Source organism: Burkholderia sp. NRF60-BP8 (genome assembly GCF_001522585.2).
Taxonomy (GTDB): domain Bacteria; phylum Pseudomonadota; class Gammaproteobacteria; order Burkholderiales; family Burkholderiaceae; genus Burkholderia.
Genome location: NZ_CP013372.1, coordinates 648,256 through 670,371 on the forward strand (window position 1 = coordinate 648,256; position 22,116 = coordinate 670,371).

Consider the following 22,116-nt stretch of genomic DNA (forward strand, 5'->3'; position numbering starts at 1 on the left):
GACCGGCACGGCGATGCAGTGCCGTCGACGCGTCACGCGGCGGGATGCGAATGCGGAAGGAAGCGGAAAGGCGGGGGACAGGGGAAGCGGCAGGCTGCGTGCGTAATGAGGCGCCACACGTGCAGCCTGCCCGACCGTGCCGCATGCAGGCGATGCGGCACGGCGTCGAACGACGCGACTTACTTGTCGCCGTCGCCCTTGATCTGCGGCAGCGCCGACGCTTCGCCCGGCGTCAGCAGCCCGACTTGCGAGTACACGCGCAGCTTGTCGCGCGTATCGGTGATGTCGAGGTTGCGCATCGTCAACTGGCCGATCCGGTCGCGCGGCGAGAACGTCGACGCGACCTTCTCCATCGACAGGCGTTCCGGCTGATACGTGAGGTTCGGCGACTTCGTGCTCAGGATCGAGTAGTCGTTGCCGCGGCGCAGTTCGATCTTCACTTCGCCGGTGATCGCGCGTGCGACCCAGCGTTGCGCGGTTTCGCGCAGCATGATCGCCTGCGGGTCGAACCAGCGGCCCTGGTACAGCAGGCGGCCGAGGCGGCGGCCGTTTTCGCGGTACTGCTCGATCGTGTCTTCGTTGTGGATACCGGTGACGAGACGCTCGTACGCGATGTACAGCAGCGCGAGGCCCGGAGCTTCGTAGATGCCGCGGCTCTTCGCCTCGATGATGCGGTTCTCGATCTGGTCGCTCATGCCGAGGCCGTGGCGGCCGCCGATACGGTTCGCTTCCAGCAGCAGCTCGACCTGATCCTTGAACTCGACGCCGTTCAGCGCGACCGGCTGGCCGGCTTCGAAGCGCACCGTCACTTCCTCGGCGGCGATCTTCACGTCGTCGCGCCAGAACGCGACGCCCATGATCGGGTTCACGATCTTGATGCCGCTTTCGAGGCTTTCCAGATCCTTCGCCTCGTGCGTCGCGCCGAGCAGGTTCGAATCGGTCGAATACGCCTTCTCGGCCGACATCTTGTACGCGAAGCCGGCCTGGTTCATGAATTCGGACATTTCGGCGCGGCCGCCGAGCTCGTCGATGAACGTCTGGTCGAGCCACGGCTTGTAGATCTTCAGATCCGGGTTCACGAGCAGGCCGTAGCGGTAGAAGCGCTCGATGTCGTTGCCCTTGTACGTGCTGCCGTCGCCCCAGATGTTGACGCCGTCTTCCTTCATTGCGGCGACGAGCATCGTGCCCGTCACGGCGCGGCCGATCGGCGTCGTGTTGAAGTACGTGACGCCGGCGGTCGTGATGTGGAACGCGCCGCTTTGCAGCGCCGCGATGCCTTCGGCGACGAGCTGCGCACGGCAGTCGATCAGGCGGGCGCCGGCTGCGCCGTATTCGATCGCGCGTTTCGGGATCGCGTCGTAATCGTCTTCGTCGGGCTGGCCGAGGTTCGCCGTGTATGCGTACGGGACGGCGCCCTTCAGTTTCATCCAGTGCAGCGCGGCGCTGGTGTCCAGGCCGCCGGAGAAGGCGATACCGACCTTCTGGCCGGTCGGGAGGCTTTCGAGAATCGTGCTCATAGGAATTACCGTGGATTGAAGCCGGTGGGATCGTATTTCGCGGAATATGCGAGTATCGGCTGTCCGGGAAGATGGGGCAAGGGTTGATTTTGGTGCGGAACCGTCGCCGCGCCCGTCGCGGCGGGCCTGACAGGCGGTTAACCGGCTGGAGAACGCCGGGCGGGGCGGCGTTGCATCGACGCCGAAAACCCGCGCGGACGAACCGGGCCCCGGGCCGGATTTCGGGGGCCGGATCGGTGGCCGGCCGTGCCCAGCGTCGCCGGCGCGCCGCCTCGATGTGCCGAAAGGCATATGAAAGAAAGGCGTGTGAAGCTGGCGCCTCAGATATTCCACGACCGTGCGGTATCGAGCAGCCGCTCGCGCAGCTGGTCGACTTCGCCGGCCAGCTTGGCCGTGATCGACACGTAGCCGGACAATTGCGGCGGCGGCGCGTCGTTCGGTACGTCGTGCGGCGCGTCGGCCGGCCGGCGGCGCGGCGCGAGCCGGCTCGGCGTGCCGAACTTGAGCGCGCGGCTCGCCCCGACCAGCGTGTCGCGGATGCGCCGGTTCACGGTCTTCATCTCGACGCGCATGTATTCGCGGGCCGCCACGTCGTCGCGGGCCGGCAGCGCGCTCGACAGGATCTCCAGATAACCGATGCACAGGCGCAGGCTGCGCTGGATCGCCTCGAGTTGCGCCATCGACGTCTCGCATTCCTTCGCCACCGACGGCATCAGCGAGCGCAACTGCACGAGCAGCGCGCTCAGCGCGGCCATTTCCTTCAGGTGCGCGTCGTCGCCCACCTGGCGGTCGCCCGCGAGCCGCGCATGCACGGCCGCGCACGCGCGCAGCGCGTCGGCGAGCTTGTAGCGCCACGAATAGGTCGCGTAGAGCGGCAGCGCGAACGAGAACGCCAGCGCGATCGCGATGCCGGCGAGCACGTTCACCGCGCGCCACAGGCCGTCGACGATCTCGTTGTCGCCGTGCCCGGCGACGATCACCATCGTGATCGCCGACAGCAGCGCGATGTAGCCGGCCTTGCCGATCGCGTGATACGCGCAGACGCCGCACCCGACTGCCATCAGCAGGTAGATCGCGAACGGTGCGTGCAGGAACGAGTAGAGGAGGATCAGCCCGAGCCCCGCCAGTGCGCCGATCGATGTGCCGAGCGCGCGCTCGGCCGCCTTCTTGCGGATGTTGCCGTGGTGCTGAAGTCCGCCGACGACGATCAGCACCGTGATCGTCGACCATTCGCCATGCGGCACGTTCAACCCCGTGGACAGCGCGATCGACACGAGAATCGCAAGCGCGACGCGCGCCGCATGGATCAGCTTCGCATGCCGGTAGCGGCGATACGGGTCGAGCAGCGGGCGAAGCGCGTGGCGCACGAGCGGGGGCAGGCGGGTGGGGAGCGGGGCGGTCATGGCGGAGCTGAGGGTGGCAGGAACGCGCACGGCGGCCCGCGCGGGCCGGCGCCGCGCCGCATGCGCAGCTGACGTAACGCTAGCCGAACGCGCGCGGGCTGTCCACGGCGCGGCCGCAGGGCGGGGCGGCAGGCGGCCGCATCGGATCACGCGGCGGGGCGGATCAACGCGCATCGAGGCGCACCAAGGCGAATCAAGGCGAATCAAGGCGAATCAAGGCGCAAAGACGCCTCGCGGCGAGTCACGCGTCGGCCGCGCTCGACTGCGCGTCCAGCACGCGGTTGCGGCCGCCGGACTTCGCGCGGTACAGCGCTTCGTCGGCGCGCCGCAGCAGCGTCGCGGCGTTCATCCGGCCGTCGGCGGCGGTGGCCGTGCCGATGCTGGCCGTGACGCGCCCGTACGGACTTTTCACGTGTTCGATGTCGAGCCCCGCGATCGCGCGCCGGATGCCTTCGGCGACGGTCGCCGCGCCCGGCGCGTCGGTGTCGGGCAGCGTGACGACGAATTCCTCGCCGCCGTAGCGCGCGACGTGATCGCCGTCGCGGCGCAGGCAGCGCGACAGCGACTGCGCGACTTGGCGCAGCACGTCGTCGCCGGCCGGGTGGCCGTAGTAGTCGTTGAACGCCTTGAAGTGGTCGACGTCGACGAACAGCACGGACAACGGGCGGCCGCTGCGCGACGCGCGCTGCGCCTCCTTCGCGAGCACCGTGTCGAAGGTGCCGCGGTTGTCGAGGCCCGTCAGCGAATCGGTGTGCGCGAGCCGGTACAGCTTCGATTCGGCCTCCTGCCGGCGCTTCAGCTCGCGCGACAGCGCGAGCGAGCCCCACGCGATGAACGCCGTGAACAGGCCCATCAGCACGACGGTCCAGACCGCGCGGTGGTGCCACGACGCGTAGATGTCGATCTCGGCGGGCGCGACGTCGACGATCAGCGGCAGCCCGGCGAGATGCTTGTAAACATAGATGCGCCGCACGCCGTCGATGGCGCCGACGCCGGTCAGCTCGCCGTTGCGGCTGCGCTGCGCGTCGATGAACAGCGGCGAGTCGTGCAGATCGAGGCCGACCACCCGCGTGTCGTACGGCAGGCGCGACACGAGCGTGCCGTTGTCCTCGACGATCGCCGCGCTGCCGTGCCGGCCGACCGCGAGGCCGTCGAGCAGCGCGCGGAAGTAGTCGATGCTGAGCGTGCCGACGACGATGCCGCCGAACCTGCCGTCGGGCCCGGTGATCCGGCGGCTCAGCGCGATCGTCAGCGCGCCGCCGCGCAGCCGCGACGCGTACGGCCGGCTGATGTAGAGGCCGGCGACGAGCCGGTCGCGATGCACGGTGAAATAGTCGCGGTCGGCGAAATTGCCTTGCCGGGCGGGCGATGCGCTGGAATCGATCGCGATATTGCCGTGCGCATCCATCACGAAAATCGAGCCGAGATAGGCGCCGGTCGCCGCGCGGTCGAACAGCAGCCGGTGGCGTTGGCGCGGCGGCAATGTCATCAATTCCGGATCGGCCACGCCGTCGACGACGTTTTGCAGCGACAAATCGTAGAGTTCGATATTGCGCGCGATATCGCGTTCGATCAGCAGCATCAGGTTGCGCGCATTTTCGACCGCATGGTCATACGCGTCGCGCCGTGCCTCGATCAACAGCGACGTGGAAAGTCCCCAACTGAACATCAGCAGGACGATGCCCGCCACGAGGACGCCGCGGGGCGACAGAATCCGTGCCACGATCGACGCGGTATGGCGGCGCAGCGTGGCGGGCAGCGGGAATGACTTCATCCTCGGGGGTGGCGGGCGGCGGGTACGCGCGTGGTTGGCGGTTCCGTGCGCTGATTATTTCGAATTAATCGTCATTATCCCGCGAATTCCCGAATTTCGTGTGCACATGCAAAACATGCATGCGGAGACGACGATTCGAAACGGTTACGCATCATTACCGCATGGCGCGCGGGCGATTTGATTTGAATCAATGACCAGTGTCCGTCTTTTCATCTGATTAATGGGGCGTCGAGCGGTCGATTTTGCGTATTGATGCGATATTTGGCGGATCGGGACAGGATTGGGCGCCGACCGGAGAAATGAAAATCGAATGACCCGGACGTAATCGTGGTTTGGGCGACGGCATGCGGCAGTCGCGGCGGCCGAAGCGGCCAACCCGTTGATTCCGCGAAATCGCCGGCGTGGCGGCGGGCGGGCGACCTTGGCTGTCCGCCTGTCGAATCAGGTAGAATCCGCGCTTCGCCGCAGGCGCCCGCCGCGCAACGCGTATCGGGGCCGCATCGAATGCATCGCAGGACGCGCACCGCGCTCCGGTTCCGCATGCGCCGGCCACGGATGCCGGCCCGCTCAACGTTCGTTTCGTTTATGTCCGCCATTCCGAATTCCGACCCATCCGGTTCGTCCGCGAACCGACCCAAGCTTCATCGCGCGCTGAAGGCGCGCCACCTGACGATGATCGCCATCGGCGGCTCGATCGGCACGGGCCTGTTCGTCGCGTCCGGCGCGTCGATCTCGCAGGCCGGCCCCGGCGGCGCGATGGTCGCGTACATGCTGATCGGCCTGATGGTCTACTTCCTGATGACGAGCCTCGGCGAGATGGCCGCGTTCATGCCGGTGTCGGGCTCGTTCGCGACCTACGGCGCGAAATACGTGGACGAAGGCTTCGGCTTCGCGCTCGGCTGGAACTACTGGTACAACTGGGCGGTGACGATCGCGGTGGAGCTCGTCGCCGCGCAGCTCGTGATGCACTACTGGTTTCCGGACGTGCCGGGCGTGTGGTGGAGCGCGGCGTTCCTTGCCGTGATGTTCCTGCTCAATGCGCTCACCGTGCGCGGTTTCGGCGAAGCCGAGTACTGGTTCGCGCTGATCAAGGTCGTCACCGTGGTCGCGTTCATCGGCGTCGGCCTGCTGATGATCTTCGGCATTCTGAAGGGCGCGCCGGCCAACGGCTGGGGCAACCTGACGATCGGCGACGCGCCGTTCGCGGGCGGCCTGCCGGCGCTGATGGGCGTCGCGATGATCGCGGGCTTCTCGTTCCAGGGCACCGAACTGATCGGCGTCGCGGCCGGCGAATCGGAGAACCCGCGCACGACGATTCCGCGCGCGGTGCGCCAGGTGTTCTGGCGGATCCTGCTGTTCTACGTGTTCGCGATCTTCGTGATCGGCGTGCTGATTCCGTATACCGACCCGAACCTGCTGAAGACGGACGTGACCGACATCGGCGTGAGCCCGTTCACGCTGGTGTTCCGCCACGCGGGCCTCGCGTTCGCGGCCGGCGTGATGAACGCGGTGATCCTGACGGCCGTGCTGTCGGCCGGCAACTCGGGCATGTATGCGTCGACGCGGATGCTCTACAACCTCGCCACCGAAGGCCGCGCGCCGAAGGTGTTCGCGAAGCTGTCGCCGGGCGGCGTGCCGCGCAACGCGCTGTACGCAACCACCGCCGTCGGCGCGCTGTGCTTCTTCACGTCGCTGTACGGCGACAAGACCGTCTACCTGTGGCTGCTGAACACGTCGGGGATGACGGGCTTCATCGCGTGGCTCGGCATCGCGGTCAGCCACTACCGGTTCCGCAAGGGCTACGTGAAGCAGGGTTATGCGCTCGACCAGTTGCCGTACCAGTCGAAGTGGTTTCCGTTCGGTCCGCTGTTCGCGTTCGTGCTGTGCCTCGTGATCGCGCTCGGCCAGGACTATCAGGCGTTCCTCGCGAATCGGATCGACTGGGCCGGCGTGGCCGCGACCTACGTCGGCATTCCGCTGTTCGTCGTCGTGTGGCTCGGCTACCGGTTCCTGAAGAAGAGCCGGTTCGTGCGCTACGAGGACATGGAGATCGCGCCGTGGGTCGCCGCGAATCGCGGCGCGCAGCGGCAGCCGGTGGCGAACCGCGAAACTGCAAGCTGACGCCGGCGCGGCAGCGGCCGTGCGACGGACGACGAAACGGGAAGCCATGCGCTTCCCGTTTTTTTTTGCCCGGCTTTTGCCTGCACGGGGTCAAAGCCGGTTATATTGCCCGACCCTACCGGGCCACGGCCCGGCCGGCGCGACAGGCGCGGCGCGGATCGGCATCCGGCGCGCGCGGCGCGGCGGCCGGCGGGCGGCCCGGCGTTTTTATCGCTCCGTCCGGGCCGGCACGGCCCGCGGAGCGCGCAACCCAGAGGAACTCATGAGTGCATCACCCGCCGAGCGGAAGGCCGAACCCGTTTCCATCGTGCGAATCGAAGCCGCGATCAACGCGTGGCGCGAAGTGTACCCGCCGGCGCCGGACGGCGAGGACGGCTACGCGCTCGACGCCGGCAGCAACTGCCTGGCCGAGCTGTACGGCACGATGATCTGCTATCGATTGCCCGACGTGCCGCTCGACTCGCTGAGCCACGAGCAGCGCGACGCGCTGTACGCGACCGAGGTGTGATGCGCGGTCGCGCCGCCGCCGCAAGGCGGCGATGAAACGACGGGAAGCGCGCAGGCTTCCCGTTTTGCTTTGGGCGGCGAGCGTGGCGATCGGCCCTGCCTGCGGTATCGTGGCGACATCATCCGGCCGGGTTGGGCGCCGGATCGCTCGCCGGGAGGCATCGAACATGGAGTTGAGACACCTCCGCTACTTCGTCGCGGTGGCCGAAGAGCGGAATTTCACGCGGGCGGCGGAACGGCTGCATATCGCGCAACCGCCGCTGAGCCGGCAGATCCAGCAGCTCGAGGAAGCGCTCGGCGTGTCGCTGTTCGAGCGCAACGCGCGGCCGCTGAAGCTGACCGACGCGGGGCGCTTCTTCTATTCGCACGCGGTGCAACTGCTCGCGCAGACCACCGAACTCGAATCGATGACGAAGCGGGTCGGCAAGATCGAGCGCAGCATGTCGGTCGGGTTCGTCGGCTCGACGCTGTACGGGATGCTGCCGAAAATCATCCGGCGTTATCGCAGCGAATATCCGGCCGTCGAGCTGAGCCTGCACGAGATGTCGACGATGGACCAGATCAAGGCGCTGAAGGAAGGGCGCATCGACGTCGGGTTCGGGCGCATCCGTCACGAGGATCCGAGCGTGCGGCGCGTCGTGCTGCGCGAGGAGCGGATGATCGTCGCGCTGCCGGTCGGCCACGTGCTCGACAGCGCGAAGCCCGTGCTGTCGCTGCACGATCTCGTGAACGACACGCTGATCATCTTTCCGAAGGCGCCGCGCCCGAGCTATGCGGACCAGGTGCTCGCGGCCTTCCACGATCGCGCGCTGCAACCGCGCAGGATCTACGAGACGCGCGAATTGCAGATCGCGCTCGGCCTCGTCGCGATGGGCGAGGGCGTGTCGGTCGTCCCGCAGAGCGTGTACGGGCTGAAGCGCGACGACATCAGCTACAAGCCGCTCGACGATCCGAACCTCGTGTCGCCGATCATCATGAGCACGCGCGCGCTCGACGAATCCGAGGACATCCGCGCGATGCAGGCGCTGATCTACCGGTTGTACGACGAAGCGCAGATGGAGTATCTGCCGCCGCAGCCCGAATGAGCGCGTGGGTGGCAGGGGCTTGCTTGACGCGGTGCGCGCCGGCAGGCCACCATGCCCCGATTCGATGCGGCCGCCGACGGGCGGCCGCTTTCATGCAGACGACCGACACATGGCCGATATCGTGACCGAGGAGACAACCGTCGAGACGCCGCAAGGGCGGCTCTTTGCGAAACGCTGGCGGGCGGCTCCGGCTCCGGCGCGGCACACGACTGCGCCGATCGTGCTGCTGCACGATTCGCTCGGCTGCGTCGACCTGTGGCGCGACTTTCCCGCCCAGCTCGCGCGCGTCACGCAGCGCGACGTGATCGCCTACGACCGCCTCGGTTTCGGCCGTTCGGATCGCCATCCGGGCAAGCTCGACTCGGCGTTCGTCCGCGACGAGGCTGACCGTGCGTTCGCCGCGGTACTGGAACGGCTCGGCGTCGATGCGTTCGTCGCCTTCGGCCACAGCGTCGGCGGCGGGATGGCGGTCGGGTGTGCGGCCGCGTATCCGGCACGTTGCCGCGCGCTCGTGACGGTCGCCGCGCAGGCATTCGTCGAGGATCGCACGCTGGCCGGCATTCGCGACGCGGGGCGGCAGTTCGACGAGCCGGGGCAACTCGACCGGCTCGCGCGCTATCACGGCGACAAGGCCGAATGGGTGCTGCGCGCGTGGGTCGACACGTGGCTGTCGCCGGCGTTTCGCGACTGGACGCTCGACGACGACTTGCAGCGCGTGCAGTGCGCGACGCTCGCGATTCACGGCGAAGACGACGAATACGGGTCCGACGTGCATCCGAAGCGGATCGCCGCGCGCGTTGCGGGGCCGTCGTCGTTCCTGTTGCTCGCCCGCTGCGGACACATGCCGCACCGCGAGCGAACCGACGACGTGCTGGCCGCCGTCGCGACGTTCCTGCGCGACGCGCCCGCCTGAGCGCGCTCGCCATCGCCAGCGGGCGGGCGCCCGCCGGCCGTCAGAACGAAAGCTGGATCGCGAGATCGATCGCCAGCAGCGCGATCGAGCAGCCGATGCCGAGGATCACGTTCGGCAAGCGGTGCTCGAAATCGCGATGATCCTTGCGCATCGCGGCGCCGAGCAGAAAGATCGCCTCGACGACGATCTGCAGTCCGACGAACAGCAGCATCAGCAGATACTCGTAGCCCATCTGCTTGAACGCGACGAATTGCATCCCGTGATCGCGGATCCACTGGCCGACGCGCAGCAGTTCGTAGACCAACAGCAACGCAGGGAACAGGTAACTGATGATGTAGGTCGGCGCGGTGGCGTGCCGTAGTTCGAGGTGGAAGTGCTGATGCGTGGTAGCCATCACAACCCTCCTTGCAACGCATGATTGCGGTCGCGACGGCGGCGCGATCGCATGCATACGTCGGGTTTGCCCGATGCACAGTGCGCAGCCGTACCGCATCAGCATACTGCCGCGCGGGAAATTTCGCATGCGATGCGTGCGCGCGTCGTCGAAAGGTGTGTCCATCGCGCGACGCATTCACTGCGCCGTACTTGCCGGATGCGGTGCGCGATCGGACTGCGTGGTGGCCGATGCGCTCGGCCGTAACCATTCGGGATGCTGCTCCATTTCGTCGGCCAATGCGCGCAGCGCGCGCGACGTGCGCGCGAATTGCGTCAGCGTATGGCGGACGTTCGATGTATCCGCACCCTTTTCCCGGAGCATGGCCTGCGCGACCATGAACGCCTGTCGCGCGGTGCGCAGCGCGGCATGGGCCTGCGGCGCGAGTTCGGTATCGAGTCGGGCGAACAGCGCATCGGTATTCGCGAGCGCGACGTTCAGGTTCGTGCCCATCCGGTCGAGCGGCAATCGGGAAAAAGTGCCGGCGATATCGGCAATCCGGTCGCGCAGCACGTCGAGCGTACCGGGCACGGTCGGCAAGGCAATCGGCTCGCGGTTCGTGTCGACCGACGCGGGCGGCGCGTGCGGGAACATGTCGAGCGCGACATACGAGCGGTTGGCGATCGGGTTACCGATGCGCAACTGGCCGCGCAAGCCGCGCGCGACGAGCGTGTGCAACAGCGCCTTGCCGGCATCGGAATCGCCGTTGCCGAGGACGGCGCGGTAGCGTTGCCCGAGGCGGTCGGGGTAGAGCGCCATCGTCACGCGCATCGTGACGTCGCCGCGTGTCGCGTCGTATTCGGTGCCGACGGCCGTCACGTTACCCAGTTCGATCCCGCGAAAATCCACCGGCGCGCCGACCTCGAGGCCGCGCAGCGAGCGGTCGAAACGCATCACCACCGGCGCGGCCGGAGCATTCGGCGTGCGCATCGCGTCGATTTCGTCGTCGGCCACGCGAAAGCGCGCGCCGTCGGGCGCCGCGACGACCGACGTGCGTCCCGGCGGCGACGCGAACGCGAGTGCGCCGGCGAGCAGCGCGGCAATCGACGGCGTGCCGAGCTTCATGCCGCCCGCATCGAGCTGCAGGCCGAGGCCGCCGGCTTGCCACCAGCGCGCATCGGCATCGACGTAGCGATCGAACGGCGCGGCGACGAACACGTCGATCGATACACCGTGCCCGTCGGCGTCCAGCGCATACCCGGCGACCTGGCCGACACGGGCGCGCCGGTGATAGACCGGCGAGCCGATCGTGACCGAGCCGAGCGATGGGGCGCGCAACGTGTAGTGACGGCCGCCGCCTTCGGCGACCGGTGGTGCATCGAGCCCGGCGAAGGCGGTGCGCGGTGCATGCGAACGGCCGACGGCCGCCGCGACGTATGCGCCCGAGCGCAGCGAATCGAGGCCGGATACGCCGTCGAGCCCGACGCGCGGCCGCACGATCCAGAAACGTGTGTCCGCCACGGCCAATGCGCGCGCGTCGGTGTCCAGCTGCACGTCGATCGTCACGCCCGGTTGCCCGCGCCGTGCGCGAACGCGCGTGACGCGGCCGACTTCGACATTGCGCAGCCGCAGCGTCGAGCGGCCGGCCTCCAGTCCGTCGGCGGTCGCGAACGCGATCGTGAGCGTCGGCCCGCGGCTGTCGAGCAACGACACGCCCCATGCGAGGCAGCACGCGGCGGCCGCGAGCGGCACGATCCAGACGATCGCCGCGCGCGGCCAGCGGGCACGCCACCGCGCGATCCGCGCCGACGTGCGCCCGCGGCGTTCAGTCGAATTGCGCGACGAGCGCATCGGCACCCTTGTCGATGCCGGTTTTTGCGGCGCCGAGCGCGCCGAAACTCGCGCCGATGTTCATCGCGTTCGGATACTGCTTCGTCACGTACGCGCTGATCAGCCGGTTCGTCGACGCATCGCGGATCTCCACCGCGTAGATCACCGAGCCCGTGAACGCGCCTTCGCGACCGCGGATCGCCTGCACGCCGTTGTAGACGTTCCCCGCGAGATCGAAATGCGCGAACGCACCGGCGAACGTCGTCGTCGTCACGGCGCCCGTCAGCGTCAGCTTTACGCGCAGCGTGTCGGCGCCTGGCGTGCTCGTCAGCTCGAAGCGCTTGCCGAGCTTCTTCGCGAACGTGTCGCCCATGTACGCGGCGAGCGTCGACTTGTCCTGTTCGGTCAGGTCACCGAACTGATGATCGGCGCCGCGATAGACGACCACCGGGTCGAGGATCAGCTTCCGGTACTTGTGCCAGTCCGCCGGCAGCGCGTAGCGGTAGGGCACGCGGCCGGATTTGTCCTGCGGATCGCTGCGCAGGTACGGCGACGATTCGATGCCGCTGTAGCGGGTGGGCTGAACGCCGGCGCATCCGGCGAGCGCGACGCACAGCGCGGCGTTGAGCAGGTGGCTGGGCTTGATCGTTCGGTTCATCTGACTCTCCGGGTCGGGTTTCGCGCCGGTCGGGCCGGTGCGAACGGGGTGCAACAGAGCGGCATTGCCGCTCGGGTTTATGAAAAAACCAACCAGACGGTTTGTTTTTGGGGCGCAATACGGGCGATGAAACGGGGAAGCGACAGATCGTTCGACGGCGGTGAACGGCCGGGAAGTCGCGCCACACGGGCCTCGCGCCGCGCCATGCAATGCACGGCGCGGCCCGTCATCCGGCCGGGGCCGATGCGGGAGCCGATCGTAGCACCGCCATTTCCGGATGTAAACCGACCAGGCGGTTTGTTTGTGATAGACTCCGCGCATTCGCTTCATGCGGCCGTGCCGGCCTGGCCCGGCCGCATCGCCTCATTTCATACCGGGGAAATTTCATGGATAACCCGACGCGTTCCGAGCGAACGCGCACTGCCGCGATCCAGGCGGCGCTCGCGATCCTCGAGCGCGACGGCCCGGGCAAGCTCACGTTCGATGCGATTTCGCGCGAAAGCGGGATCAGCAAGGGCGGGCTGATGCATCAGTTCCGCACGAAAGGCGATGTGCTGAACGCGCTGATGGAACATCAGCAGGACACCTACCAACGTTTCCAGCGCGACTATCTGGCCGCGCGCGATCCGGGCGAAGCGCAGCCGACGCTGGCCGCGCAGATCGCGACGATGCGCGAAGTGATCGACCAGCAGCCGTCCGCGGCGCTCGCGATCATGGCGGCGCTGGTCGAGGATCCCGCGCCGCTGCAGAAGGTGCGCGAGACCGATGCCGAGATCGTGAAGCGGATGACGGTCGAATCCGGCGATCCCGAGCTCGCGCTGCTGCGATGGAAAGCGGCGTGGGGGCTCGCGCTATCGGCGATGTTCGGGCTGTGTCCGCTGTCGGCCGACGAGCGCGCCCGGCTGTTCGACCGGCTGCTCGACGAGACGCAATGGCCGGCGGGCGGCGGCGATGCCGCGCCACGCGGTGCGCGGGCGGCGAAAACGCCGCGGAAAAAATGAAGCGCGCGTTCGTCGCATGCGGCGTGGCGGTCGCCCGTTTCGGGCGCTCGCTGCTCGCGGTCGTGCTCGGGCGCTTGTGAGTGCGTGGCGCGTACGCACGCATGCGAGCGTGCGTCAGCTCTTCGCTTCCGTGCCTTCGATGAACAGCTTCGCGACCGACTGAAACTCCCGTTTCAGCGACAGCCCCGGCACGGTCAGCCAGCGCAGCATCGCCGCGAGATACAGGTGATGGAACCAGGTTGCGAGCTGATCGGCCCGTAGCGTGCGGTTCAGTTCGCCGGCCTGCTGCCCGGCGGCGATCAATTGCTGCCACACCGATGCGATATCGCTGCCGTGCTCTCCCGCGCGCTCCGGTTCGGCGGCGCCGATGCTCAGGAAGCGGTGCCGCAGGTACGCGAGCAGGTACGCCGGATGTTGCTCGCACCACGCGGCCGACGCGTCGAGCACGCAGCCGATGCGCGACGCGAAGGTCTTGCGCCGCGCGACGTCGTGCTGCAGATGCGCGAGATCGCGCGCGAGTTCGCCTTCGAGCCAGTGCGCGAGCACGGCTTCCTTCGTCGGAAAGTGGTTGTACAGCGTGCGCTTCGCGACATCGGCCTGCGCGGCGATCTGCTCCATCGTGACGGCATCGTAGCCGTGCGCATCGAACAGGCGCGCGCCGGTCGCGGCGAGATGCGCGAGCATCTGGATGCGTTTGCGTGCGCGGCGGCCCGGATCGTCGGTCGGAATCGTCATGGCAGGGGATTGACTGAAAGTGTGCGGATTGCATTAGTATACGACGTGCACTTTTTTGAATCCAACCTTTTCCGTCGTGCACGAGGAGCTTCCGCATGAAACTCGTCATCGCCACCTACGGCACCGAAGGCGACACGCGTCCGCTCGCGGCGCTGGGCCGCGCGCTGCTGGATGCCGGTCATGACGTCCGGCTGCTGGCCGATGCGGCGACGCTCGGCTCGGCCGCTGCGCTCGGCGTGCCGTCGGCGCCGCTGTCCGGTGACATCCGTCGCGCGATTGCGCCGGAAGGCGCGCTGGCCGACGCGGTGCGCGGGCGCGGCGGCTTCAACGATACGTCAAAGGCGCTCGCCGCGATCGCGAATGCGAACACGGCCGCATGGATGCGCGAAGTCGCGGACGCGTCGGCCGGGTGCGACGCGCTTCTCGTGTCGGGGCTTGCGTCGTTCGTCGGGTTGTCGGTCGCGGAGTATCGCCGCATACCGGCGATCGGCGCGGGCATGATCCCGATCACGCCGACCGCCGAATTCGCGTCGCCGTTCCTGCCGCCGGGGAAGCTGCCGCGCTGGCTGAATCGCGCGAGCCATCGGCTCGTGAATGCGTTGCTGTGGCGCGCGTTCAGGAAATCGACCAATGCGGCGCGCGCGAGCGTATGCGGATTGCCGCCGCGCAAGCACGTGTGGACCGATCATCCGATGCTGTACGGCGTATCGCCGGCGCTGCTGTCCGGCCCGGCGGACTGGCCGGCGAACGTGCAAGCATGCGGCCAGTGGCGGATCGATGCGCGTGCGTGGGCGCCGCCGCCGGAACTGTCGGCGTTTCTCGACGCGGGCGAACCGCCCGTGTACATCGGATTCGGCAGCATGGCCGGCTTCGATCGTGCGGCGATGGCCGCGGCGCTGACGCAGGCGCTGGCCGGCCGACGCGCGCTGTTCTATCCGGGCTGGAGCGGCGTCGATGCAGCGCTGCTGCCGACGCACGTTCGCGTGATCGGCGACACGCCGCACGACTGGCTGTTCCCGCGCGTCGCGATGGCGATTCATCACGGCGGGTCGGGCACCACGCATTCGGCCGCGCGGGCCGGCATTCCGTCGGTGGTCGTGCCGTTCGCGGGCGATCAGTTTTTCTGGGCGAACCGGCTGCAACGGCTCGGTGTCGCGGATGCGCCGGTCGCGGGGCGGCGCGTGGACGCCGCCGCGCTGGCGCGCGCGATCGCGTTTGCCGAACGGGGCGAGACGAAAACGCGTGCGACGCAACTCGGTGCGCGCCTCGCGCAAGAGGACGGGTTGAAGCGGGCCGTCAGTGCGATCGAACGCTGGGTGCAACCGCGCGCGACGTGAGCGCGCGCACGGGCATCAGAAATGCCCGGTGAACCGGTAGCGGCTGCCCGGATGCCACAGATTCGCGACCGACGCGACCATCCCCTGCGACCACGTGCGCCGATGCAGCAGCAGGCATGGCTCGCGATCGTCCATCGTCAGGTGGCGGCGCGTTTCGGCGTCGGGCATCGCGGCCTCGATCCGGTATTCGACGCGCTGCAGCGGCGCGACGCGCGTCAGGTACTGGTTCGGCGTCGTGGTCGTGAAGTCCTGCAGCGCGTATTCGGGCGCGCAGGCCGGATTGACCCAACGTTCCTCGAGCTGCACGGGCGTGTCGTTCTCGAAATGCAGCACGCGCGAATGGAAGATCGGGCTGCCGGTGTCGAGCTGCAGCTCGTCGGCGAGTTTCGCATCGGCGACGGCCGCGCCGACCTGCAGCACCTGCGCGCGATAGCCGTGGCCGCGCGCGGCGACTTCGTCGGAGATGCTGCGGATCGCGACGAGCGTCGATTCGTATTTCGGCGACGCGACATAGGTGCCGGAGCCGCGCGTGCGCGTGAGCACCTGTTCGGCCGTCAGCTCGCGCAGCGCGCGGTTGACGGTCATGCGCGCGACGTTGAATTCGCGCGCGAGCTCGTTCTCCGACGGCACCTGGTCGCCTTCGGCCCATTCGCCGGCATGAATGCGCGCGAGGATGAAGTCCTTGATTTCCTGATAGATCGGTGTGGTCATGGGGTCGCGATTTCAGAGTCGGCAGCGGGCCGCCGCCGGATGCCGATCCGGCGCGCGCCCGGCGCCGAGTGTACCGGTTTCGCGGACGCGCTGGCCCGGATGCCCCGAATGATCCCCGTTCGGCCGGCGCGCGTCCATGCGGGATTGCACAGGGCGGCCGGCCGGCGGCAGGCCGCTTGCGGTCGGAGCCGATGCCGGATGCCGATCGCCGGCATGCGCGCGGCGGCCGAACATCGCGTTTCGATAGGACTGCGAGCCATCGTTCAGGTCGAAGCCAGTTTCGACGCGAAACTGCGCATGCTGGCCGCCGCCGAGATCCTCGTTGCCGCTGCTCGGCCCGAAGACCGTATTCGACAGGCCGCTGCCTTGCTGCCACGCGATCCGTCGCGCGTGCCCGTGCGGCAACGCGTATTCGAATCGATGAAAGGGGGAGTGCGTGACGCGTGTCACGTGCGGCGGTGGCGAAACGCCGACCAGCGCTGCAGCAGGCCGGTGGGGAAAGTCGATGCTGACGGCGAGGTCTAGACAACTTCCGCACGCGACCGCCGGCCTCCGTACACGGCGAGAAAGCCGTCGTTCAGCTTTGCGTAATCAATAATTAATTGAAAATTAAGGAAAATTCTGCCGGCGATCCTATTCCGCCGACAATTAGAGATAAACACGGATTGCTGACCCCATCCCTGAAAAGGCAAAGTTGTATGTACAACTTGGAACGTCGCCGGAACAGGCGATTCCCGGTTGCAAGGGTTCGCGGCGGGCAGCCGACCGGATCCGCCCCAGTTCGCCTCTGACAGGAACGCCATGAAGAAACTCGCGCTCAGTATTGCCCTCGTCTGCCTCGCGGTCGGTGCTCACGCCAAGGATTGGTCGACGATCCGCTTCGGCGTCGACGCCAGCTATCCGCCGTTCGAATCGAAGGACGCAAGCGGCAAGGTCGTCGGCTTCGACGTCGATCTCGGCAACGAGATCTGCGCCCGGCTGAAGGCGAAATGCGTGTGGATCGAGAACGACTTCGACGGGATGATCCCGGCGCTGAAGGCGAAGAAGTTCGACGGCGTGCTGTCGTCGATGTCGATGACGCCGGCGCGCGCCGAACAGATCGCGTTCTCCGACAAGCTGTTCAACACGCCGACGCGTCTCGTCGCGAAGAAGGGCGCAAACCTGCAGCCGACGGCCGAATCGCTGAAGGGCAAGTCGGTCGGCGTCGAGCAGGGCACCATCCAGGAAACCTACGCGAAGGCGTACTGGGCGCCGAAGGGCGTGCAGGTCGTGCCTTACCAGAACCAGGACGGCGTGTACCAGGACCTGATGTCGGGCCGCCTCGACGCGGCGCTGCAGGATGCGGTGCAGGCCGACATCGGCTTCCTGAAGACGCCGCGCGGCGCGAACTTCGATTTCGCCGGCAAGGACATCGACGATCCGAAGACGCTCGGCAACGGCGCGGGCATCGGCCTGCGCAAGGACGACGCCGACCTGAAGGCGAAGATCGATCGCGCGATCGCCGACATCATCAAGGACGGCACGTACAAGAAGCTCGAGAAGAAGTACTTCGCATTCGACGTCTACGGCGGCTGACCGCCCGTACGGCGCGCATCGCGTGCGGCGCGCCGCACGCGTGGCCGGATGCCCCACCCTGCGCGGCAGGCGTCCGGCTTGATGAGCAGACCGCATCACGTCGTGCGCAGAACTCGTTTGATGCGCGGTTAATGGCTATCGACAATCCAGCCACATCGTTCTGGATCCCTCATATGATCTTCCAAGGATTTGGCCCGCTGCTGTGGGCCGGCACGGTCGAGACCGTGAAGCTCGCGGTGCTGTCGCTCGCCGCGTCGCTGATACTGGGCCTCGCGGGCGCGGCCGCCAAACTGTCGGCCAACCGCGGGCTCAAGGCGGTCGGCACGTTCTATACGACGCTGATCCGCGCGGTGCCCGATCTCGTGCTGATGCTGCTGCTGTTCTACGGGATCCAGATCCTGCTGAACGACGTGACCGACCTGCTCGGCTGGGACCAGATCGACATCGACCCGTTCGTGGCCGGCGTCGTGACGCTCGGCTTCATCTACGGCGCGTACTTCACCGAGACGTTCCGCGGCGCGTTCCTCGCGGTGCCGCGCGGCCAGCTCGAAGCCGGCTTCGCGTACGGGATGAGCGGCTGGCGCGTGTTTTACCAGATCCTGTTCCCGCAGATGATGCGCTTCGCGCTGCCGGGCATCGGCAACAACTGGCAGGTGCTCGTGAAGGCCACCGCGCTCGTGTCGATCATCGGCCTCGCCGACGTCGTGAAGGCGTCGCAGGACGCGGGCAAGAGCACGCTCGATTTCTTCTTCTTCACGCTGGCCGCGGGTGCGATCTACCTCGCGATCACGACGGTGTCCAACGTCGTGCTGCATCACCTCGAGAAACGTTATTCCGTCGGCGTCCGGAGGCTCGCACTGTGATCGAACTCGTTGGCCAGTACTGGCAAAGCTATCTCTATTCCGACGGCTACCGCTTCAGCGGCCTCGCGATCACGCTGTGGCTGCTGGTCGTGTCGATCGCGTTCGGTTTCGCGCTCGCCGTGCCGCTCGCGATCGCGCGGGCGTCGTCGAACCGCTGGATCTCGGGGCCCGTATGGCTCTATACGTATGTGTTCCGCGGCACGCCGCTCTACGTGCAGCTGCTGATGTGCTACACGGGCATCTACAGCCTGCAGGTGGTGCACAACCACGAGCTGCTCGACACGTTCTTCCGCAATGCGATGAACTGCACGCTGCTCGCGTTCGTGCTGAACGAATGCGCGTATGCGACGGAGATCTTCGCGGGCGCGATCAAGGCGACGTCGGCCGGCGAGATCGAGGCCGGGATGGCCTACGGGATGTCGCGCTTCAAGCTGTATACGCGGGTCATCCTGCCGTCCGCGCTGCGCCGCTCGCTGCCGAGCTACAGCAACGAAGTGATCCTGATGCTGCACGCGACGACGCTCGCGTTCACCGCGACCGTGCCCGACATCCTGAAGGTCACGCGCGACGTCAATTCGGCCACCTACATGTCGTTCCAGGCCTACGGCATCGCGGCCGTGCTGTACGCCGTCGTCGTGTTCGCACTCATCTGGGCGTTCCGCAAGCTCGAGGCGCGCTGGCTCGCGTACCTCGCGCCGCGCAGCCATTGACGCATTCACAAGATCCGCAACGAAGGACCCAGCATGTACAAGCTTACCGTTGACAACCTGCACAAGAAGTTCGGCGACAACGAGGTGTTGAAGGGCGTGTCGATGAAGGCGAAGGCCGGCGACGTGATCAGCATCATCGGCTCGAGCGGCTCCGGCAAGAGCACGTTCCTGCGCTGCATCAACTTCCTCGAACAGCCGTGCTCGGGGCAGATCACGATCGGCAGCGAGCCGATCCAGACCACGCGCGACCGCAACGGCTCGCTGCGCGTGGCCGACCAGAAGCAGTTGCAGCGGATGCGCACGAAGCTCGCGATGGTGTTCCAGCACTTCAACCTGTGGGCGCACATGACGGTGCTCGAGAACGTGATCGAAGCGCCGATGGCCGTGCTCGGCGTCGGCAAGGACGAGGCGATCGCGCGGGCGCGCAAGTATCTGGAGAAGGTCGGCCTCGCGCCGCGCGTCGAAGGCATGTACCCGTCTCACCTGTCGGGCGGCCAGCAGCAGCGCGTCGCGATCGCGCGCGCACTGGCGATGGAGCCGGAAGTGATGCTGTTCGACGAGCCGACGTCGGCGCTCGATCCGGAATTGGTCGGCGAAGTGCTGAAGGTGATGCAGAAGCTGGCCGAGGAAGGCCGCACGATGGTCGTCGTCACGCACGAGATGGGCTTCGCGCGCAACGTGTCGAACCACGTGATCTTCCTGCATCAGGGGAAGATCGAGGAAGAGGGCGATCCGCAACAGATTCTCGTGAATCCGAAAAGCGAGCGGCTCGGGCAGTTTCTGTCGGGGCGGTTGAAGTAAGAGACGGTTTCAAACACGCCCCGTGAGACCGGTCTTGCGCGGCGTTCAGGCGAGCAGACGGCGTTCGAACGGGTAGTCGGACAGCAGTTCGAGTTGGCCGTCGTCGCGCACGTACACCTGTTCCTCTAGCTTCACGCCCTCGCCACCGTCCTCATGGCCGATGTAGCTCTCGATGCACAGCGTCATGCCGGGTTCGATCACGCCGTCATAGCCCTTTGTATCGTTGTCCTCGCGATGGCAGATGTACGGGTATTCGCCCGTCATCCCGACGCCGTGGGCCAGCGCGAAATAGCGGCGTGCGCGGTACGGTTGCGGGATCTGCCACGCCTTCGCGATGAATTCCTGGAACGTGGTGCCGGCCTTTACGTTTTCCATGTTCGTGTGGATCTGTTCATAGGCGAGTCGGTATAGCGTCTTTTGCGCGGCGGACGCGGGGCCGTCGCCGCATAGAAACGTGCGCGAGAAATCCGCGTAGTAGCCGAAGCGTCCCACCACGTCGGTGTCGAGCCCGACCAGTTCTCCCGCCTGGATCTTGCGCGGGCTGCTTTCCTGGAACCATGGATTCGTGCGCGGGCCCGAGCTTATCAAGCGGGTTTCGACGTAGTCGCCGTCGGTCTCGATCACATGCTGATGCAGGTGCGACCACAGCTCGTTCTCGCTGATGCCGGGCACGAGGGCGGCTTCGAGCTTGTGCACCCCCGCCTCTGCCGCGCGCAGCGACGCACGGATCATCTTGATCTCGTTCTTCACCTTGATTGCACGGGCGCGTTCGAGCGGCTCCTGGGCGTCCGAAAGTTCGTAGCCGCGCGCTTGCAGCGCAAATGCGGCCGCCGATGTCGCACTTTCGATCGCGATCCGCTTGCCGCCACCGCATGCGCGAACCAGATCGTCGATCTCGTCCGCCCAGCGTTCGGTGGTCTGACGCAGCATGTCGTCACAAAAATAGTATGAAATCGCGGTGGCCGGCCGGACTTCGTCCACGGTATCGAGTCCGTCGGCCAGGAATTCGCATCCTGCGTATTCGAACAGCACCACCTTTCCCTCGGCCGGAACGAATAGATAGCGTGCGGGATTACGCATCGAATACACCTGCATGTTGCGCGAGCCGGTTGCATATCGCATGTGAGTGGGGTCGAACAGGATCGCGGCGGTCAGGTCGCGTTTCTTCAGTTCCCGCCGAACCGAGGCAAGCCGGTCGCGCCGGATCTGGGCGATTTCGTCGGCGGTCGGCTCGCAATCTTCCGGGCGGTGAGTCGGTCGAAGCATCGTCATGATGGTAAGGGGAGCGTTATGAGTGTAAGTACAACGAAATAGTGCGATGGGTTGGCCCACCGCGAACGCACATCGTCAGTCGACCAGGTTGTCCGCGCGGACCAGCGTCTGTTCGGCTTCCAGGTGCATTTCCGATACGCGGCCGTACAGCTGGCGGGTTCGCTCGAGTCGGCCGATCACGCCGGGCTTTTTCGAATAGGCGAAGATCGTCGTGTGGCGATCGATGTCGCCGCGTACCTGGGTCACGCGGTGCAGCGAGAAACGCCCCTTGAACAGTTGCAGATCGCCCGGCTGCAGCGTAATCACGCTGATCGGCGTGCGCGTCTCTCCGCGCACCACGGCGCCGACCGCATCGTAGTTTTCGCCCTCGGGCGACCGGATGTTCGGGCAGTACTCGAAGTCGCCGCCAGCCGTAGGCTGCTGCGTCATCATCGACACGATGAATTCGTTGGTGTCGTAGTGCCACGGTTGTTCGGTGCCGGGCGGCATGACGTTCTGAACCAGCCCGGCGTACGGGTCGGCGTATTCCCAGATCTGCGTCTCGCCGAGGCACGCAGCGACGAATTGCTTCATCGCACGCGCCACGTAGATCCGGTGAACGATTGCATCGGCCGGGATCACGTCGCGCGTGACGAAGCCGCTCGTACGATCCATGAAGATACGGCGCGGGTCCGCGGCGGGCAGCGACGGATCGTCGGCGGTGAAATACGCATTGACCTTGCGGCTCGAGAAATAGGTTTTTTTCGCGAAGCCGAGCCCTTCGACGCGCGCCTGTTCCAGTGCGGCGGGGCGCAGGAAGCCGCTCAGTACCGCGCTGCCGCTGCGCGTCAGCTGGGCCCGGCAAGTTGCGACCAGGTCGCGCATTCGGGCGTGCCCGGGTTCATGCAACGGATAGCGGTCGGTATCGACGATATCGCTCAGATCGGTACA

General features: G+C 66.8%; 21 protein-coding genes. 11 read left to right on the forward strand and 10 right to left on the reverse strand.

Features of this window, described 5'->3' with window-relative positions; genetic code table 11:
• Positions 1 to 179 precede the first annotated feature (179 nt).
• The 3 genes from argG to WS54_RS03010 all read right to left on the reverse strand — a co-directional run bounded on the left by argG (position 180) and on the right by WS54_RS03010 (position 4,694).
• Positions 180 to 1,517 carry an argininosuccinate synthase gene (gene argG, locus WS54_RS03000; RefSeq protein ID WP_006496064.1) on the reverse strand — a complete coding sequence of 446 codons (1,338 nt, stop codon included), beginning with the start codon at positions 1,515 to 1,517 and terminating at the stop codon, positions 180 to 182.
• 320 nt (positions 1,518 to 1,837) lie between these two features.
• The gene (locus tag WS54_RS03005) at positions 1,838 to 2,920 is read right to left on the reverse strand and encodes an FUSC family protein (protein ID WP_059784337.1); all 1,083 of its coding nucleotides are present in this window, start codon (positions 2,918 to 2,920) and stop codon (positions 1,838 to 1,840) included.
• Positions 2,921 to 3,161: 241 nt separating this feature from the next.
• Positions 3,162 to 4,694, reverse strand: a complete 1,533-nt coding sequence (locus WS54_RS03010) for a sensor domain-containing diguanylate cyclase (protein ID WP_059784334.1) — start codon at positions 4,692 to 4,694, stop codon at positions 3,162 to 3,164.
• Positions 4,695 to 5,279: 585 nt separating this feature from the next.
• Between WS54_RS03010 and WS54_RS03015 the strand changes: the two genes are divergently transcribed.
• From WS54_RS03015 to WS54_RS03030, 4 genes are all read left to right on the forward strand, one after another.
• Positions 5,280 to 6,815, forward strand: a complete 1,536-nt coding sequence (locus WS54_RS03015; protein WP_059784331.1) for an amino acid permease — start codon at positions 5,280 to 5,282, stop codon at positions 6,813 to 6,815.
• A gap of 262 nt (positions 6,816 to 7,077) precedes the next feature.
• The gene (locus WS54_RS03020; protein WP_059784329.1) at positions 7,078 to 7,323 is read left to right on the forward strand and encodes a DUF3717 domain-containing protein; all 246 of its coding nucleotides are present in this window, start codon (positions 7,078 to 7,080) and stop codon (positions 7,321 to 7,323) included.
• Between the two features lie 166 nt (positions 7,324 to 7,489).
• On the forward strand, positions 7,490 to 8,407 hold the full coding sequence (locus WS54_RS03025) for a LysR family transcriptional regulator (protein WP_059784326.1): 918 nt from the start codon (positions 7,490 to 7,492) through the stop codon (positions 8,405 to 8,407).
• A gap of 109 nt (positions 8,408 to 8,516) precedes the next feature.
• Positions 8,517 to 9,320: an alpha/beta fold hydrolase gene (locus tag WS54_RS03030; protein ID WP_059784323.1), complete on the forward strand. Its 804-nt coding sequence runs from the start codon at positions 8,517 to 8,519 to the stop codon at positions 9,318 to 9,320.
• A 40-nt stretch (positions 9,321 to 9,360) separates the two neighbouring features.
• Here the strand turns inward: WS54_RS03030 and WS54_RS03035 are convergent, their stop codons facing one another.
• The 3 genes from WS54_RS03035 to WS54_RS03050 form a co-directional block, all read right to left on the reverse strand.
• A complete protein-coding gene (locus tag WS54_RS03035; protein WP_059784320.1) occupies positions 9,361 to 9,714 on the reverse strand; it encodes a hypothetical protein in 354 nt (117 codons plus the stop codon).
• A 177-nt stretch (positions 9,715 to 9,891) separates the two neighbouring features.
• Positions 9,892 to 11,544 carry a PqiB family protein gene (locus WS54_RS03045; protein ID WP_082725164.1) on the reverse strand — a complete coding sequence of 551 codons (1,653 nt, stop codon included), beginning with the start codon at positions 11,542 to 11,544 and terminating at the stop codon, positions 9,892 to 9,894.
• Positions 11,519 to 12,181 carry a DUF3313 domain-containing protein gene (locus tag WS54_RS03050; protein WP_059785112.1) on the reverse strand — a complete coding sequence of 221 codons (663 nt, stop codon included), beginning with the start codon at positions 12,179 to 12,181 and terminating at the stop codon, positions 11,519 to 11,521. Before WS54_RS03050 ends, WS54_RS03045 begins: the two co-directional genes overlap by 26 nt.
• 386 nt (positions 12,182 to 12,567) lie before the next feature.
• On the opposite strand from WS54_RS03050, the gene WS54_RS03055 reads away from it, so the two are divergent.
• Positions 12,568 to 13,182 carry a TetR family transcriptional regulator gene (locus WS54_RS03055; RefSeq protein ID WP_059784317.1) on the forward strand — a complete coding sequence of 205 codons (615 nt, stop codon included), beginning with the start codon at positions 12,568 to 12,570 and terminating at the stop codon, positions 13,180 to 13,182.
• 114 nt (positions 13,183 to 13,296) lie between these two features.
• Here the strand turns inward: WS54_RS03055 and WS54_RS03060 are convergent, their stop codons facing one another.
• Positions 13,297 to 13,917: a TetR/AcrR family transcriptional regulator gene (locus tag WS54_RS03060; RefSeq protein ID WP_059784315.1), complete on the reverse strand. Its 621-nt coding sequence runs from the start codon at positions 13,915 to 13,917 to the stop codon at positions 13,297 to 13,299.
• A gap of 95 nt (positions 13,918 to 14,012) precedes the next feature.
• Here WS54_RS03060 and WS54_RS03065 point away from each other — a divergent pair, with 95 nt between their 5' ends.
• Entirely contained in the window at positions 14,013 to 15,254 is a 1,242-nt protein-coding gene (locus WS54_RS03065) for a glycosyltransferase (RefSeq protein WP_059784312.1), read from the forward strand.
• A 15-nt stretch (positions 15,255 to 15,269) separates the two neighbouring features.
• On the opposite strand, the gene hutC is transcribed toward WS54_RS03065, so the two are convergent.
• Positions 15,270 to 15,965, reverse strand: a complete 696-nt coding sequence (gene hutC, locus WS54_RS03070; RefSeq protein WP_034205366.1) for a histidine utilization repressor — start codon at positions 15,963 to 15,965, stop codon at positions 15,270 to 15,272.
• A 198-nt stretch (positions 15,966 to 16,163) separates the two neighbouring features.
• Here hutC and WS54_RS33500 point away from each other — a divergent pair, with 198 nt between their 5' ends.
• From WS54_RS33500 to WS54_RS03095, 5 genes are all read left to right on the forward strand, one after another.
• Positions 16,164 to 16,490 carry a hypothetical protein gene (locus tag WS54_RS33500; protein WP_159086626.1) on the forward strand — a complete coding sequence of 109 codons (327 nt, stop codon included), beginning with the start codon at positions 16,164 to 16,166 and terminating at the stop codon, positions 16,488 to 16,490.
• Positions 16,491 to 16,766: 276 nt separating this feature from the next.
• Entirely contained in the window at positions 16,767 to 17,540 is a 774-nt protein-coding gene (locus WS54_RS03080) for an ABC transporter substrate-binding protein (RefSeq protein WP_034205364.1), read from the forward strand.
• A gap of 173 nt (positions 17,541 to 17,713) precedes the next feature.
• Positions 17,714 to 18,403: an ABC transporter permease gene (locus WS54_RS03085; RefSeq protein ID WP_059784306.1), complete on the forward strand. Its 690-nt coding sequence runs from the start codon at positions 17,714 to 17,716 to the stop codon at positions 18,401 to 18,403.
• A complete protein-coding gene (locus WS54_RS03090; RefSeq protein ID WP_034205362.1) occupies positions 18,400 to 19,113 on the forward strand; it encodes an ABC transporter permease in 714 nt (237 codons plus the stop codon). The genes WS54_RS03085 and WS54_RS03090 overlap by 4 nt, the downstream gene beginning before the upstream one ends.
• A gap of 33 nt (positions 19,114 to 19,146) precedes the next feature.
• Positions 19,147 to 19,914, forward strand: coding sequence for an ABC transporter ATP-binding protein (locus WS54_RS03095; protein WP_034205361.1), 768 nt, complete (start codon positions 19,147 to 19,149; stop codon positions 19,912 to 19,914).
• 45 nt (positions 19,915 to 19,959) lie between these two features.
• On the opposite strand, the gene WS54_RS03100 is transcribed toward WS54_RS03095, so the two are convergent.
• Positions 19,960 to 21,246, reverse strand: a complete 1,287-nt coding sequence (locus tag WS54_RS03100) for a M24 family metallopeptidase (protein ID WP_218929439.1) — start codon at positions 21,244 to 21,246, stop codon at positions 19,960 to 19,962.
• Between the two features lie 15 nt (positions 21,247 to 21,261).
• Entirely contained in the window at positions 21,262 to 22,050 is a 789-nt protein-coding gene (locus WS54_RS03105) for a HalD/BesD family halogenase (protein WP_218929442.1), read from the reverse strand.
• Positions 22,051 to 22,116: the final 66 nt, after the last annotated feature.